Annotated in this window: 15 protein-coding genes; 8 read left to right on the top strand and 7 right to left on the bottom strand. The window is 47.5% G+C overall.

What is annotated here, in order from left to right:
- Positions 1-33 precede the first annotated feature (33 nt).
- The 5 genes from AB8S08_RS07420 to AB8S08_RS07400 are packed head-to-tail and all read right to left on the bottom strand — an operon-like array spanning position 34 to position 6,031.
- Positions 34-1,998, bottom strand: coding sequence for an acetyl-CoA carboxylase biotin carboxylase subunit (locus tag AB8S08_RS07420; RefSeq protein WP_369742359.1), 1,965 nt, complete (start codon positions 1,996-1,998; stop codon positions 34-36).
- Positions 1,999-2,007: 9 nt separating this feature from the next.
- Positions 2,008-2,796 (bottom strand): enoyl-CoA hydratase-related protein, encoded by a 789-nt coding sequence (locus AB8S08_RS07415; protein ID WP_369742358.1) that lies wholly within the window; start codon positions 2,794-2,796, stop codon positions 2,008-2,010.
- A gap of 9 nt (positions 2,797-2,805) precedes the next feature.
- Positions 2,806-4,413 carry a carboxyl transferase domain-containing protein gene (locus AB8S08_RS07410; RefSeq protein ID WP_110075263.1) on the bottom strand — a complete coding sequence of 536 codons (1,608 nt, stop codon included), beginning with the start codon at positions 4,411-4,413 and terminating at the stop codon, positions 2,806-2,808.
- A 20-nt stretch (positions 4,414-4,433) separates the two neighbouring features.
- Entirely contained in the window at positions 4,434-5,603 is a 1,170-nt protein-coding gene (locus tag AB8S08_RS07405; protein WP_110075262.1) for an isovaleryl-CoA dehydrogenase, read from the bottom strand.
- The gene (locus AB8S08_RS07400) at positions 5,600-6,031 is read right to left on the bottom strand and encodes a MerR family DNA-binding transcriptional regulator (protein ID WP_110075261.1); all 432 of its coding nucleotides are present in this window, start codon (positions 6,029-6,031) and stop codon (positions 5,600-5,602) included. Before AB8S08_RS07400 ends, AB8S08_RS07405 begins: the two co-directional genes overlap by 4 nt.
- A gap of 131 nt (positions 6,032-6,162) precedes the next feature.
- Here AB8S08_RS07400 and AB8S08_RS07395 point away from each other — a divergent pair, with 131 nt between their 5' ends.
- Positions 6,163-7,341, top strand: a complete 1,179-nt coding sequence (locus AB8S08_RS07395) for an acetyl-CoA C-acyltransferase (protein ID WP_153826103.1) — start codon at positions 6,163-6,165, stop codon at positions 7,339-7,341.
- A gap of 13 nt (positions 7,342-7,354) precedes the next feature.
- On the opposite strand, the gene AB8S08_RS07390 is transcribed toward AB8S08_RS07395, so the two are convergent.
- Together AB8S08_RS07390 and AB8S08_RS07385 are read right to left on the bottom strand one after the other, a co-directional pair.
- The gene (locus tag AB8S08_RS07390) at positions 7,355-8,215 is read right to left on the bottom strand and encodes an EamA family transporter (protein ID WP_369742357.1); all 861 of its coding nucleotides are present in this window, start codon (positions 8,213-8,215) and stop codon (positions 7,355-7,357) included.
- A 2-nt stretch (positions 8,216-8,217) separates the two neighbouring features.
- Positions 8,218-9,135 (bottom strand): AraC family transcriptional regulator, encoded by a 918-nt coding sequence (locus tag AB8S08_RS07385; protein WP_369742356.1) that lies wholly within the window; start codon positions 9,133-9,135, stop codon positions 8,218-8,220.
- A 128-nt stretch (positions 9,136-9,263) separates the two neighbouring features.
- Between AB8S08_RS07385 and AB8S08_RS07380 the strand changes: the two genes are divergently transcribed.
- From AB8S08_RS07380 to AB8S08_RS07350, 7 genes are read left to right on the top strand one after another with little or no spacing between them, the layout of a single operon-like run.
- Positions 9,264-10,763, top strand: a complete 1,500-nt coding sequence (locus tag AB8S08_RS07380; protein ID WP_369742355.1) for a CoA-acylating methylmalonate-semialdehyde dehydrogenase — start codon at positions 9,264-9,266, stop codon at positions 10,761-10,763.
- A 12-nt stretch (positions 10,764-10,775) separates the two neighbouring features.
- Positions 10,776-11,933 (top strand): acyl-CoA dehydrogenase family protein, encoded by a 1,158-nt coding sequence (locus AB8S08_RS07375; protein ID WP_110075256.1) that lies wholly within the window; start codon positions 10,776-10,778, stop codon positions 11,931-11,933.
- A gap of 31 nt (positions 11,934-11,964) precedes the next feature.
- Complete coding sequence (locus AB8S08_RS07370) at positions 11,965-13,086, top strand: enoyl-CoA hydratase/isomerase family protein (RefSeq protein WP_110075255.1); 1,122 nt, start codon at positions 11,965-11,967, stop codon at positions 13,084-13,086.
- Between the two features lie 31 nt (positions 13,087-13,117).
- Positions 13,118-14,011: a 3-hydroxyisobutyrate dehydrogenase gene (gene mmsB, locus AB8S08_RS07365; protein ID WP_369742354.1), complete on the top strand. Its 894-nt coding sequence runs from the start codon at positions 13,118-13,120 to the stop codon at positions 14,009-14,011.
- 10 nt (positions 14,012-14,021) lie between these two features.
- On the top strand, positions 14,022-14,786 hold the full coding sequence (locus tag AB8S08_RS07360) for an SDR family oxidoreductase (RefSeq protein WP_110075253.1): 765 nt from the start codon (positions 14,022-14,024) through the stop codon (positions 14,784-14,786).
- 10 nt (positions 14,787-14,796) lie between these two features.
- On the top strand, positions 14,797-15,696 hold the full coding sequence (locus tag AB8S08_RS07355; RefSeq protein WP_110075252.1) for a transcriptional regulator GcvA: 900 nt from the start codon (positions 14,797-14,799) through the stop codon (positions 15,694-15,696).
- Positions 15,689-16,309: an alpha/beta fold hydrolase gene (locus tag AB8S08_RS07350; RefSeq protein WP_369742353.1), complete on the top strand. Its 621-nt coding sequence runs from the start codon at positions 15,689-15,691 to the stop codon at positions 16,307-16,309. Before AB8S08_RS07355 ends, AB8S08_RS07350 begins: the two co-directional genes overlap by 8 nt.
- Positions 16,310-16,315 lie beyond the last annotated feature (6 nt).

The following is a 16,315-nucleotide window of genomic DNA, read 5'->3' as shown; positions in this document are numbered from 1 at the left end:
TTCTGTCTCCGCACCGTGAATCATAAATAGCTATTACTCTGAATCTGCTAAGCTCAACAGTTCAGCTCCATCGCTTACTAAATCACCCGCTTGATAGAAAACTTGTTCAACTACCCCAGCCTGAGGTGCGCGAATGGTATACTCCATTTTCATCGCTTCCATGATAATGAGCGCTTGGTCTGCTTCAACAGAGTCACCCGGCGCTACCATCACTTGCACCACAGTGCCGTTCATGGGAGCGGTTAAGTTACCAGCAGCAACCTCTTGTTGCAGGGTGTCGGCAATCAAATGCCGAGTAAATGGTAAGCAGGCACGTTCTGTCATCACCAGGATATCTTGGTTTGAGCGCATGATATGAGCGCTGAAACGGCGTCCATTCTGAGTGAAGTAATACTTATCCGCAATTTTTTCCACCAACCAATGATCGCTATCGTCAGTCGCTTGCCAGCCGGTGGCTGTTGCGGTCAGCTCAATATGGAGCAGGTCGTCAGCATAGCGCAATGCTAATGCGAACTGGCTAGGTTGATTCAGCCTAAATGACTGTTGCGATGTCCATGGGTTGGCTGGCGCTGAGGCTGTTTTTAAATCTACCATTTCCGCTAAAGTAGCCATGATTGCATATGGCTTAATAAGAGCATCATTATTTGGAAATAATTGAGTATGGTACTTCTCAATGAAGCGAGTTGTTAAATCAGCTTGAGCAAACTTCTGATGGCCAGCAATTTTACGTAAAAAATCGATATTAGTGCGAACCCCAGCAATTTGATAATCGTTTAGGGCTTGGATTAAGCGTCCTAATGCGATGGCTCGATCTTCACCCCAAACCACAAGTTTAGCAATCATAGGGTCATAATAAGAACTTACCTCATCACCTTCGACCACACCGCTATCGATACGTACGTATGCATTAGTGCTTGGTGGCTTTAAAACATGTAAGGTACCGGTGCTTGGCAAAAATTCATGGTCGGGGTCTTCGGCATAAATCCGGGCCTCAAAAGAGTGTCCGGTAATCTGGATTTGGTCTTGAGAAAGTGGGAGTGGAGCTCCGCCTGCTACCAGTAGCTGCCAAGCGACAAGGTCTTGGCCGGTCACCATTTCTGTTACCGGGTGCTCTACTTGCAACCGAGTATTCATCTCCATGAAATAGAACTTATTATCGGTATCGAGTAAAAATTCTACCGTACCAGCACCAACATAATCGATGGCCTGTGCAGCGCGAACTGCAGCTTCGCCCATTGCAATTCTGGTACTACTGCTGATAGATGGAGCAGGGGCTTCTTCGATGACTTTTTGATGGCGACGTTGTACTGAGCAATCACGCTCAGCTAGGTACACGGCATTACCATGCTCATCGCAGAACACCTGAATTTCCACATGTCGAGGATTACCGATAAATTTTTCAATCAACATCTTGTCGTTGCCAAACGCAGCTTGTGCTTCGCGTTTCGCAGAGCTTAATGCTTCGGCAAACTGATTGGCGCTTTCAACCACGCGCATCCCTTTACCACCGCCACCATACGCGGCTTTTAGTAGTACCGGGAAGCCGATTTTTTGTGCTTCTTCTTGTAATAACTCAAGGCCTTGTTCACTACCATGATAGCCTGGCACCAAAGGAACACCAGCTTCACTCATGATAGCTTTAGCGGCGCTTTTTGAGCCCATAGCTGCAATAGCACTAGTAGGGGGGCCGACAAAAATGAGTTGGTTGCTGGCGCACGCATCAGCAAAATCTTCATTTTCTGAGAGAAAACCATAGCCTGGGTGAATAGCATCAGCGCCGCTTAGCTTAGCCGCCGCAATGATTTTATCGATGACTAAGTAGCTTTCGGCACTGGGCGCAGGACCGAGATAAATGCTTTCATCAGCCATGTGTACGTGTTGGGCATGACGATCTGCATCAGAATAAACGGCAACGGTTCGGATACCCATACTGCGCGCTGTGCGGATAATACGGCAAGCGATTTCACCGCGGTTAGCAATTAGCAATTTGCGTAACATTGCAGATCCTTATTTATTTGTGGTTTTCCAATCAGGAGAACGCTTTTCTAAGAAAGCAGAAAGCCCTTCTTGACCTTCAGCAGAAACACGAATAGCAGCGATGGCCTCAATAGTTGTGGTGCGCGTATTCTCGTTCAGTGGCTGTTGATCTAATGTCAGTATTAGTTTTTTAGCTGCAGCTACGGCATGCGGACCATTACCTAGTAGTTGTTCAATGACAGGAGTAACTGCTTCCTCAAGATCATCAACCAGGCTATGTACTAGGCCCATTTGTTGCGCAACGTCAGCACTAAAACGTTCTGCGGTGAGCATAAAACGGCGTGCCTGACGAGTCCCGATAGCACGCATTACGTAGGGGCTTATTACCGCTGGAATAAGCCCGATTTTTACTTCGCTTAAACAAAAACTTGCGGTGGGAGTAGCCAGGCAGATGTCGCAGCAAGCGGCTAAACCTACAGCGCCACCAAAAGCAGCACCTTGAACTAGCGCAACCGTTGGCTGCGGAAGTTCATCTAACTCTTGCATAAGACGGGCTAACTCACTCGCATCTTTGATGTTTTCTGCGTAGTTCTTACTTGCCATGGAGCGCATCCAGGTAAGATCGGCTCCAGCAGAAAAGTTTTTTCCTTGCGCTTGCAATATCAACATTCTTACGTTGTTATTGCTACGTACCTGAGCTAATGCGTGTAGTAGCTCGGCTATCATGTTGTCATCAAAGGCATTGTGAACTGCGCCTCGGTTCAACGTGAGCCATGCTACTTGGTTTTTTTCTTCTAAAATGATGGATTGATAATTCATAGCAAGCTCCTACATGCGGAACACGCCGAACTTAGTGTCGGCAATAGGGGCGTTGTTCGCTGCGGCCAAACTTAGCGCCAAAACGGTACGAGTTTGGGCAGGATCAATGATCCCATCATCCCACAATCGTGCGGAAGCGTAATAAGGATGCCCTTGCTTTTCATAAGTTTCGATAATTGGCTGTTTTAATTCTTGTTCTTGTGCAGCCGTCATCGTTTGCCCAGAGCGAGCTAGGTTATCTTTGGTGACCTGAGCCATCACACCAGCGGCTTGTTCACCACCCATGACCGAAATTCGTGCATTTGGCCACATAAACATCAAGGTGGGGTCGTATGCTCGTCCACACATACCATAATTACCAGCACCGTAGCTCCCGCCAATTAAAATGGTGAATTTAGGAACTTGAGCGCAACTAACCGCGGTCACCATTTTCGCACCATGCTTAGCTATGCCTTCGGCTTCGTATTTTTTACCGACCATAAACCCAGTGATGTTTTGTAAGAAAACTAAGGGGATTTTACGCTGGGCACAGAGCTCGATAAAATGCGCGCCTTTTTGCGCTGATTCAGAAAACAGGATCCCGTTATTAGCAACGATCCCAACGGGGTAGCCGTGAATAGTCGCAAATCCAGTAACCAAGGTAGCACCGTAGTTTTGTTTGAACTCATCAAAATCAGAGCCATCGACAATACGCGCAATAACTTCTCGAACATCGTAGGGCTTACGTAAATCGGTGCCGACAATACCGTAAATTTCATCAGCTGAGTAACGCGGCTCAACAAAATCATGCTGCGGCAGAGGCGCCGCCGGCTGGTAATTGAGCCGTGCAATGGAACGTCGAGCGAGTGCTAACGCATGTTCATCGTTTTGTGCAAAATGGTCGGCAACCCCAGAAATACGGGTGTGTACATCAGCTCCGCCAAGCTCTTCGGCGCTTACTTCTTCGCCTGTCGCCGCTTTAACCAACGGCGGACCAGCTAAGAAAATGGTACCTTGTTCTTTCACGATAATACTTTCGTCAGCCATTGCTGGCACATAAGCACCACCGGCGGTGCATAGCCCCATCACAACCGCTACTTGAGGAATTCCTTTGGCTGACATATTGGCTTGATTAAAGAAAATACGGCCAAAGTGGTCACGATCAGGAAATACTTCATCTTGCCGTGGTAAATTAGCACCACCTGAATCGACGAGATAAATACAGGGGAGGCGACAACGCTCTGCGATTTCTTGCGCGCGTAAGTGTTTTTTCACGGTCAAAGGATAATAAGTACCACCTTTAACCGTGGCGTCATTGGCTACAATCATACATTGCACGCCAGCTACGCGTCCTATTCCAGCGACCACGCCAGCAGCAGGAACATAATCCTCATAACAATCCCAAGCAGCAAATTGGCCAATTTCTAGGAAAGGAGAGCCGCTATCCAAGAGTTTATCAATACGCTGGCGCGGAAGGAGCTTTCCGCGTGCAAGATGGCGCTCTTGATATTTTGCACCGCCACCTTGTTTGATCTGTTCAGCTTTCTCGTACAAGTCGTTAACCACGTCTTGCATCGCCCGCTGATTAGCGATAAACGTGGCATCTTTGGTATTTACACTGCTGCTTAATACAGTCACAACGGCAACTCCTGAGTAGGTTAAGCTGATTCGCTGAACAGTTCACGACCGATCAGCATGCGGCGAATTTCTGAGGTACCAGCGCCAATTTCGTAAAGCTTAGCATCTCTCAACAAACGTCCAGTTGGATACTCATTAATGTAGCCATTGCCACCTAATAGCTGAATTGCATCCAGTGCTAATTGGGTGGCTAACTCAGCTGAATATAAAATGGCGCCCGCAGCATCTTTACGAGTGGTTTCACCGCGATCACAAGCTTGGGCGACGGCATAGACGTAAGCTCGCGCAGCGTTGGTACGTGTGTACATATCGGCTACTTTGCCTTGTACTAGCTGAAACTCACCAATGGCTTTGCCAAATTGTTTACGATCGTGGGTATAAGGTACCACAACATCTAAGCAGGCCTGCATAATACCCAAGGGACCAGCGGCAAGAACAGCGCGCTCGTAATCGAGACCACTCATTAAAACTTCGACACCACCATCTAGTTCGCCCAAAATATTACTAGCTGGTACTTTGCAATCAGTAAATACAAGTTCACAGGTGTTTGAGCCACGCATTCCTAATTTATCTAGCTTTTGCGCCGTGCTAAATCCGGGGAAATCTTTTTCAATGATAAATGCGGTGATGCCTCGTGAGTTTTTCTCAGGCGAGGTTTTTGCATAAACGACTAGAACATCAGCATCGGGACCGTTGGTGATCCACATTTTGTTGCCGTTAAGGATATAGTCATCGCCCTGACGCTCTGCTTTTAATTTCATACTAACAACATCTGAACCCGCATTAGGTTCACTCATAGCAAGAGCACCGACGTGTTCGCCACTACAAAGCTTGGGCAAATATTTTTGTTTTTGCTCGGTGGTGCCATTACGGTAAATCTGATTGACGCATAAGTTAGAGTGAGCACCGTAGCTCAAGCCAACCGAGGCGGACGCCCGGCTGATTTCTTCCATGGCAATCACGTGCTCTAGATAACCCAAACCCGAACCACCGTATTCTTCTGCAACAGTCATACCAAGCAGGCCTAAATCACCGAACTTACGCCACAAGTCAGCAGGGAACTCATTACTTTCGTCGATGGCAGCAGCGCGTGGAGCGATTTCATCGCGGGCAAAGGCATTGACGCTCTCACGAATCATATCGGCCGTTTCGCCAAGGCCAAAATTAAATACAGTATACTGACTAATCATAAGGTCTCCTGATTACTACTTGGGTTCTGGTTAGCGGCTGTCTGTGCGTTAATTTCAGCTAATTCATCACGACAGCGTTGTTCTAAATTACTTAATTCAACAAGCAATACTTTGATGTCTTCGAGTTGCTGTTTGAGCGACATCTTCTTATCGTCAATCAGCTCTAGCACCGTATGTAACTGACGAGAACTACTATTTTCCATGTCATAGAGATCAAACAAGCGCTTGGTTTCCGCTAAGGAAAAGCCGAGTCGCTTACCACGCAAAATCAGTTTTAAGCGTACGCGATCTTTATTGCCGTAGAGGCGTGTTTGGCCTTGTCGCTCCGGTGCTAACAGACCTTGATCTTCATAAAAGCGAATGCTGCGCGTGGTAATATCAAATTCGCGCGCTAATTCACCAATGGTATAGGTTTGTGATGGCTTCATTTGTGCTTGCTTGTGTCCAGTGAGAGCGGTAAGCTTAAAACAAGTTAACGTTAACGTAAAGGTAAGAAACTACGAAAACTTCCGGTAGCAATAAAGTTACTGACGAGTTGGAGGGTTGATAAGGAGAAAATATGTCTGATGCAGTTGTGATTGTTGCCGCCAAGCGTACTCCAATGGGTGGTTTTCAAGGTAGTTTAGCTGACGTAAGTGCCCCACAACTTGGCGCTACAGCCATTCGAGCAGCCGTAGCTGCAAGTGGGTTAACTGCGGCCTCCATCGATGAAGTTATTATGGGGAATGTACTCCCGGCCGGTTTGGGACAGGCTCCAGCGCGACAAGCGACGCTCTTTGCAGAACTCCCTCGCAGTGCTGGCGCAACCACCATCAATAAAGTGTGTGGTTCAGGTTTGAAAGCAGTCATGTTAGGGCATGATATTATCCGCGCAGGCTCAGCGAAAACTGTTGTAGCCGGTGGCATGGAAAGTATGAGTAATGCGCCATACCTATTGAAAAAAGCCCGCACAGGCATGCGTATGGGACACGATGCTGTCTATGATCACATGATGTTAGATGGCTTAGAAGATGCATATGAAGGTAAAGCGATGGGGTGCTATGCGCAGGCCACTGCAGATGACTATGGTCTGGGCCGTGAGGCGATGGATGCGTTCGCTATTTCGTCATTAACCCGTGCCCAAGAAGCCATCAAAAGCGGTCGTTTTGATGATGAAATCACCCCCGTAACTTATTCAACCCGTAAGGGCGATGTAACCGTTAGTATTGACGAGCAGCCTGGTAAAGCAATGCCAGAGAAAATTCCAGGGTTGCGTCCAGCTTTTGCAGCGCAAGGAACTATTACTGCAGCTAACTCGAGTTCTATCTCTGACGGTGCTGCAGCATTGGTATTAATGTCAGAAAGTGATGCTAAGCAGCAGGGCTTAACCCCACTTGCCAGAATTGTTGGGCATGCCACTCATTCGCAAGCGCCTGCAGAATTTACTGTTGCGCCAATTGGAGCCATGAATAGCTTGTTAGCTAAGCTTAACTGGCAGGTTGAAGACGTTGACTTGTGGGAGATTAACGAAGCTTTTGCGATGGTGACCATGTTAGCCATCCAGCAAATGCAGTTAGACCCTGCCAAGGTTAACGTGAATGGCGGCGCCTGTGCGCTTGGGCATCCGATTGGTGCCAGTGGCGCGCGCTTACTGGTTACCTTGATCCATGCCTTGAAACAGCGCCAGTTATCAAAAGGAATAACGTCACTCTGTATTGGTGGCGGCGAAGCTGTCGCAGTGGCGGTTGAAGTATTCTAACCGCCACCATGGATTAGTTGGATGGGGTTGGCCTTGGCGACGAGGCCAACCAGACTGCGAATGCTAATACCGCAGCTCCGATGATGAGTCGTGGCCAAACCACAGCTTGCTGCCAGAATAGATAATTAATCAGCAGCCCAGCGGGTATCAGCATATTGTTCATGGTCGCAAGCTGCGCCACATTCACTCGTTTGGCAGCTATGTTCCAGGCCCAATAACCGAGGCCTGAAGCAACTAAACCAAGCCAGGCTAGAATAAGCCATTGTAGCGGTTGTTGCGGTACTAGCTGAAAGTTAGCAAAGCTAAGCATAGCAAGGCCGGTAACTAGCGTTGCACCGAAGAAAAACAGAGCAAATAGGTGCAACTGATTACGCTCATCACCAAGTTCTAAACGTTTGTAGAAAACTTGGCCAGCGGCAAAGCAAAGGTTAGCGGCTTGGATGAGTAAAAAGCCATACCAAAAAGAATCACTTAAGTCGTCGAAACGAATAATGGCAGCGCCAACTACTGCTATTGCGGTAGCAAGCCACCAACGCAGCGGTAACCGACGTCGTTGGTAGAGAAGCTCATCCAGTAAGGTGATATAGAGCGGCGTAAATATAGTAAACAGCAGTACTTCAGGCACGCTTAAGTACAGAAAGGCATGATACAGAAAGAGGTACATCACGCCTATTTGCAAGGCCCCGATAGCCGCTAGTTGACATTGCTTAACTAGATTAATGCGGCGGGGGCGCCATAGTGGAATAAATAATAAAAAGGCTAAGACCATGCGGATAAATACCGCAATATAACCATCAACTTGGCCAGCAAGGAATTCACCAATGAGTGAGAAACTTGCAGCCCATAATAGGGTGACAGCCCAAAGAATCCACATAGTTAACGACCTTGTTGTGGGTTGAGTAAGTTGGTTTGAGAATGAGTCATGTGACTACTCTCGCGATAGTATTGGGGTGAAATCCCCATGGTTTTTTTGAATAATCGTGAAAAATAATAGGGATCATCAAATCCTAACTGTTGACCAATTTGGCGAATAGAATAGGTGGTAGTATCCAGTAATTGGCAGGCTAATTTTACTTTTATTTGGTTGAAAAATCGCATCGGGCTGCTGCCAGTAATTTGTTTGAATTTTTTACTAAAATGATAGCGAGATAAGCCCGCAAACTCGGCAAATTCATCCAAGTTGATATCCCGATGGGAGTTGTCGTACATGAATCGCTCAAGGGCGCGTAGATCAAAGCCCGCGGGTATCTGCATGGCAGACGTGAGTCGCGGTAACTCGGCGATAATACGTTGTAATAAGCTTGCGGCAACGATCGCCGCAGAGAATTGATAGCGTTGTGTTTGTAAATTGAGCAAATCAGTAACGACAGGAATAAGCTGGCGCCAGCGACTCAAGGTTAGTACCGGTGATTGGGCTGAAAGCGATAGAAAATCAGAGCATTGGACGGCCGCAGAGCCGCGAAAATGAGCCCAGTAAATACTCCATGGTTGCTCATGGTCTGCAGCATAAGCATGCGCTTGCCCCGCCGGTAATAGCAGTAATTGACCGGCCTCTACGCTACCACTAGCGTTATGAGTACGGAACCAACCGCGACCGCGATGACAAAATATCAGCAGGTGATCGGTATGCTGCTGGCGTTCAACTTGATGCCCCAAGGCGTCAACGTAATGGCCATAAGCAACTGGATACAAATGTTTCGTCAGTGGATGTTGATCAAGTTGACGAGTCAGTTGCAAGGGTAACACTACCCGCGAACTTCCCGCTGGGAGTGGCCAGGTTGAAGGTTGGCTCATGATAAACTCCATAAATGACAATTTTGTCCATTATTGTGGCAAGATAGTCGATGTTAAAGCAACAAAAAAACCGCCAGAATGGAGTCATTAACCCCATTCCGCAGATTGCGAACAACGAGGTATGAACCATGTCGAAGAAAGTTCCTTTATATATTGATGGTGAATTTGTGCAATCACAAAGTAGCCAGTGGATTGATGTCACTAACCCAGCCACGCAGGAAGTGATTGCTCAAGCACCTTGCGCAACCCAAACTGAGATGGCTCAGGCTGTGGCCAGTGCCCAACAAGCTTTTCTAACGTGGAAAGAAGTTGCCGTGTCTGAGCGGGCCCGGGTGATGATGCGCTATCAGGCGTTACTGAAAGAACATCATGATGAAATCGCAGAGATTTTAGCAAGTGAAACAGGTAAAACCTTTGAAGATGCTAAAGGCGATGTGTGGCGAGGCATCGAAGTAGTTGAGCATGCTGCTAATATTCCATCGTTGCTGATGGGAGAGACTGTAGAAAATGTCGCACGCGGTATTGATACTTATAGCTTTACCCAACCTTTAGGGGTGTGTGCAGGTATCACGCCGTTTAACTTCCCAGCAATGATTCCGTTATGGATGTTTCCGTTAGCTATCGCTTGTGGTAACACGTTTATTTTGAAGCCATCTGAGCAAGATCCGTTAACCCCAACCCGACTTGTTGAATTGTTTGAGCAAGCTGGCGCTCCAAAAGGCGTATTGCAAGTTATCCATGGTGGTAAGGAGCAAGTAGATTTCTTACTTGATGAGCCGGCGGTGAAAGCTATTTCATTTGTAGGGTCGGTTGCTGTAGGACAGTATATCTATCGCCGTGGTACTGAAAACATGAAGCGCGTGCAGGCCTTTGCCGGTGCCAAAAATCACTGCGTGATTATGCCTGATGCTAATAAATCACAAGTGATTAGTAACCTTGTAGGAGCCTCAGTGGGCGCAGCCGGACAACGCTGCATGGCTATCTCGGTGGCTGTATTTGTAGGTTCTGCACGTGAGTGGATACCTGAAATTGCGGCTGAGTTAGCTAAAGTGAAACCCGGCGGTTGGGATGATCCAGATGCTGCTTATGGTCCGTTAATTAGCCCACAAGCAAAGCAGCGAGTAGAAAATTTCATTACCCAAGGGGTGAATGAAGGTGCCGAATTATTGGTTGATGGACGTAACTGTGACGTTGCTGGTTATCCACATGGTAACTGGGTAGGGCCAACGATGTTTGGCAAAGTCACCACGGACATGGAAATCTATAAGAACGAAATTTTTGGTCCGGTATTATGTGCAACGGAAGTAGACAGCTTGGATGAAGCTTTAGCTATGGTCAATGCCAACCCATACGGTAATGGAACGTCAATCTTTACCGCCAGTGGTGCCGCAGCGCGTAAATATCAACACAATGTTGAAGTAGGGCAAGTAGGTATTAATATTCCAATTCCAGTGCCATTACCCTTCTTCTCGTTTACTGGTTGGAAAGGCTCGTTCTTCGGTGATTTGCACGCTTATGGTAAACAGGGTGTGCGCTTCTATAGCGAAACTAAAACCATTACGGCGCGCTGGTTTGAGAGCGATATCGCCGACGTGAGTGGCCCCAATATGACGATTAACTTGAAGTAACAGGACAACGCCATGAATTTTAATTTAACCGACGATCAACAAGCTTTCGTTGATACGGCTAAAGCTTTTGCAGAAAAAGAGTTAGCACCTTATGCAGCGCAGTGGGATGAAGAATCCCACTTTCCTGTTGAGGTTTTTCGTAAGGCCGGCGAGATGGGTTTCATGGGCATGTATACCCCAGAAGCAGCCGGTGGTTTTGGCATGAGTCGGTTAGACTCTGCGTTAATTTTCGAACAACTAAGCATGGGCTGTACTGCAACTACGGCCATGATGACCATTCACAATATGGTGACATGGATGATCGGCTCTTTTGCACAACCTGAAGTGATTGAGCAATGGGTACCGGAACTGGTGATGGGCCATAAGCTGGGTTCTTATTGTTTGACAGAACCAGGTGCTGGCTCTGATGCTGCAAGTTTACGCACAACTGCCAAGAAGGACGGTGATGAATACGTTCTCAACGGTTCAAAAATGTTCATTTCTGGTGCTGGTAGTACGGATGTGTTGGTGGTGATGGCGCGTACTGGCGAAGCTGGGCCCAAAGGTATCTCGGCTTTTGTAGTACCAGCCGATGCAGCAGGTATAAGCTACGGTAAAAAAGAAGCCAAAATGGGATGGAATGCCCAGCCTACGCGTCTTGTTAGTTTTGAGGATGTACGGATCCCGGCGGCAAATTTGCTCGGCGCTGAGGGTGAAGGCTTCAAGTTTGCCATGATGGGGCTAGATGGTGGTCGTATTAATATCGCGGTATGTTCAGTAGGTACTGCCCAGGCGGCGTTAAATACGGCGACAGCCTATATGCATGAACGCACTCAGTTTGGTAAAGAGCTTGGACATTTTCAGGCGCTACAGTTTAAGTTAGCGGATATGGCTACTGAATTAGTAGCCGCTCGACAAATGGTGCGTTTGGCAGCCTTTAAAGTTGATGCTAATGATGCTGATAAAACGACCTATTGTGCGATGGCTAAGCGCTTTGCCACGGATGTTGGCTTCCAGGTTTGTAACGAAGCTCTGCAAATTCATGGTGGCTATGGCTACATTAAAGAATACCCATTAGAGCGGCATGTCAGGGATGTACGGGTGCATCAGATTCTTGAAGGTACCAATGAAATTATGCGAGTGATCATTGCTCGACGATTATTAGCCGATCTAGACCGAGCCATCCTTTAAGGGTGGCTTTGTTGTCTTAGAGGAGAGTGACATGAATTCAGTTGTCTTATTCGAGACGTTACCAGGACAAAACGGCAAGTCTATTGGCGTTGCGACATTAAATTCAGAAAAATCATTAAATGCGCTTAGCTTAGCGATGATTCAGTTGTTAATGCCACAACTCCAGCAGTGGGCTGACGATGATAGCATCGCTTGTGTGGTCTTACAGGGGGCCGGTGATAAAGCCTTTTGTGCCGGTGGCGACATCGTTGCAATGTATCATGCGATGCAGGCGAGTCCTGGAGTTTTGGTTGATGAAATTGCTGATTTCTTTAGTCAAGAATACCGTTTAGATTATGCTTTGCATACTTTTCCTAAGCCGCTTGTAGTATGGGGACACGGTATTGTCATGGGCGGTGGTATGGGGCTGATGAATGGTGCTAGCCATCGTATTGTAACCGAGCGGTCGTTGTTGGCGATGCCAGAGGTCACCATCGGTCTTTATCCAGATGTGGGTGCCACACACTTTTTAAATCAGATGCCAGCGGGCTGTGGTTTGTTTTTGGGGCTGACAGGCGCACACATGAATGCGACCGATGCTCTTTATTTAAATTTAGCGGATCATTTTATTGCTAGTGAGCATTATCCGCAGGTATTGACGCAATTACAGAGCATAAAGTGGGGTGACACCGCTGCTTTAAATCAGCAAAAAGTTACCGACGTGCTCTCTCAATTAGCCAAAGCTGCTGCGGCGTTGCGCCCAGCCGGACAGGTTGAAAAGCATCAGTTGCATTTGCAAAAGCTAACCCAAGGCAATGATATAGCCGCCATTGTGGCTGCTATTTTGGCTGATAACAACGACGATAAGTGGTTAACCCGGGCGCGTCAAAATTTAGCAGCGGGTTGTCCGATGACCGCCCATTTAGTATGGAATCAGTTACAGCATGGGGTTGATTTAAGCTTAGCTGATTGCTTCCGTCTCGAGTTAACCTTGTCGGTGCGGTGTGCCTTACAAGGTGATTTTGCCGAAGGCATTCGAGCTCTATTAATCGATAAAGATAAGCAGCCAAAATGGCGCCATGCAAGTGTTGCAGACGTGCCTGCTGAAGCAGTTGATGAGATGTTTACTGCGCCATGGCAAGGCCATCCGCATCCGTTGGCAGATCTTGGTTAAATAAGATAAAAATGATAAGAACGAGGTTGTTATGGCAACAGTAGGATTTATTGGTTTAGGCAATATGGGTGGCCCGATGGCTGCCAATCTAGTGAAGGGTGGCCATCAGGTTACTGTCTTTGATTTATCAGCAGCAGCTTTAACTGCAGCGGCCGCAGCCGGTTGTGCAACGGCTAGCAGTGCAAGCCAAGCAGCAGAGCAGGCTGAGTTTGTGATTACTATGCTGCCTGCAGACGCTCATGTAAAAGGCGTTTATTTAGGCGAGCAAGGCTTAATTAACCAGTTACCGGTAAATACGTTAGTTATTGATTGTAGTACTATTAGTTCTGCGACTGCGGTAGAAATTGGGACCGCCCTTCAGCAGCGCGGTATCGAATTTATTGATGCTCCCGTATCTGGTGGCGTAGGCGGTGCTAAAGCTGGCACCCTGACCTTTATTTGTGGAGGTAGTGAAGCAGCAGTGACACGTGCGCAGGCAGTTTTACAGCCGATGGGTAAAAATATTTTTCGAGCTGGTGAACTAGGCGCCGGACAGATTGCCAAGATCTGTAACAATATGCTGCTGTCAGTTTTAATGGTAGGTACCTCAGAGGCGCTACAATTGGGCATTGCACACGGTTTGGATGCCGCGGTTCTCTCCGAAATCATGTCGAAGAGCTCCGGCAGTAACTGGACTTTAGATGTATATAATCCATGCCCCGGAGTGATGGATAATGTGCCTTCTAGTCATGATTATCAGGGTGGCTTCTTAGTAGACTTGATGAGTAAAGACCTAGGTTTGGCGCAACAAGCTGCACTAGCCAGTGGTGCTGCTACGCCGATGGGTGCCTTAACCCATAATTTATATCGTAGCTGGTCTCAATTAGGCCACGGTCGTGAAGACTTCTCGAGTATCTTTAATTTTGTAAAAGCTAATAAAAAGTAATGGGAAAAGCATGAATATTTCTGCAAGTACAATTGTGATTACTGGAGGTGCCCAGGGGCTTGGGCGAGCTATGGCCGAGCATTTTGCGGCAGCTGGTGCCAAACTAGCGTTAATTGATATGAACGCTGAAACCTTGGCTGAAGCTTGTGAACTTTGCACCGCAAAAGGTGCGATGCAAGCGCAAGGCTATGTGGTTAACGTTACCGACGAAGCAGCTGTTGAACAAGTCTTCGAACAGATTGTCGCAGACTTTGGCGAGCTGAATGTACTGATCAACAATGCAGGTATTTTACGCGATGGTATGTTGGTTAAGTGCAAAGATGGCGAAATCACCCACAAAATGCCACTGCAACAGTTTCAATCAGTGTTAGATGTCAATCTTACTGGTAGCTTCCTCTGTGGACGTGAAGCCGCTGCCCATATGGCAAAGGCCGGCAACGGTGGGGTTATCATTAATATTTCAAGTGTGGCACGCTCTGGCAATATTGGACAGACCAACTACGCTGCAACTAAAGCTGGCGTCGTGGCGATGACAGTTACTTGGGCTCGTGAATTAGGTCGCTTTGGCATTCGCTGTGGTGCTATCGCTCCTGGCTTTATTGAAACGCCAATGACGGCACAAATGAAACCAGAAGCTATTGAACGCGCTCTGAGTATGGTACCTTTGCGCCGCTGGGGTCAGCCAGATGAGATTGCTCACAGTGCGCGGTATATTATAGAGAATGACTTTTTTAGCGGTCGTGTGATAGAAATAGACGGCGGAGTCAGATTATAAACGAGAAAAAATGCGAAAATTACCCCCATTAAATGCTCTAAAAGCTTTTGAAGCTGCAGCTCGGCACTTGAGTTTTACCCGCGCTGCCGATGAATTGTTTGTTACTCAAGCTGCGGTGAGTCATCAGGTGAAAGCGCTTGAAGAGTTTCTGGGGGTGCAGCTTTTTCTTAGGCGTAATCGGGCGTTATTACTAACGCCCGAGGGCCAAACTTATTACTTAGAACTAAAAGAACTCTTTGATCATTTAGTCCAAGCTACAGAGCGGGTGAAGTTCGCTAGCCAAAGAGGCTCGCTAACGATCTCGTTGCCGCCAAGTTTTGCCATCCTCTGGTTCGTTCCTAGGTTAAGTCGTTTTCGTGAGGCTTATCCTGATATTGATGTTCGTATTCGGGCCGTGGATGAAGTTGATGGCAGCCTGACTGATGACGTGGACGTGGCGATTTACTATGGTGCTGGGAAATGGCCAGGCCTACGTGCTTATAAACTTCATAATGAATATTTAATTCCGGTTTGTTCGCCGCTATTACTCACCGGCACCAAGCCATTGCGTGAGCCGCGCGATCTGCTTAACCATACTCTCTTGCACGACGAGACTCGTAACGCGTGGAAAGACTGGTTTAAATTAGTGGGTATTGACAAGAACAAAGGCGACAACGGTCCGATCTTTAGTCATTCTAATTTAGCGTTAAAGGCTGCGGTTCATGGGCAAGGCATTGCTTTGGCTAACAATGTTCTGGTGAAGCCAGAGATAGATGCAGGCCATCTTATTCAAATTTTCCCGGAAGCCTTACCCCGACAGAAATCATTTTACTTAGTTTGTCGTGACTCTCAGGCAGAAGTAGGTAAAATCGCCACCTTCCGTAACTGGTTATTGCAAGTTGTCGAAGAAGAAGAGGATAGTTATGAATAAAACGCAGCGAGTGGCCGTGCAGCGAGACAACCCGCATGGACACACCCGCATCGTTTTTGCTCATGGCGCAGGCGCCGGATTACAAAGTGATTTTATGCAATTTATGGCTCTAGGGCTGGCGTTGCAGGGCTTTGATGTGGTGCGCTTTAATTTTCCTTACTGGCAGCAGTTTATGGAGTCAGGGCGGCGTCGCCCCCCGAATCCTATGGCCGTGTTAGAGCATACAATGACGACAGTCATTGAACAGTTTGATGATGCTAAGCCATTGTTAGTGATGGGGAAATCGATGGGAGCTCGAGTGGCCTTTCGAATCGCCGATCAGGTTGCAGCGAAACATGCTGTTGCCCTTGGCTTTCCGTTTCATCCGGTGGGTAAGCCGGACCAGTTACGAGTGACAGATTTAGCTAATCATTGTGCCAGCAATCTCATTGTGCAAGGGACGCGTGATAGCTTTGGCAAGCCAGACGAGGTTGCCGGCTATTCTTTACCCGACAATGTCCAGATGCGCTGGATTGATGGTGGTGACCATAGCTTTGAAGCAACTAAACGCAGTGGTCTGGTGCGTGAGCACATGTGGCAACAAGCCATTGATGCAATTATAGAGAGTATTTGAGGTTTT

The sequence above is a fragment of the Pseudidiomarina sp. PP-1MA genome, from assembly GCF_041200125.1.
Lineage (GTDB): Bacteria > Pseudomonadota > Gammaproteobacteria > Enterobacterales > Alteromonadaceae > Pseudidiomarina > Pseudidiomarina fusca.
This window is presented reverse-complemented; position numbering and strand designations above follow the sequence as displayed.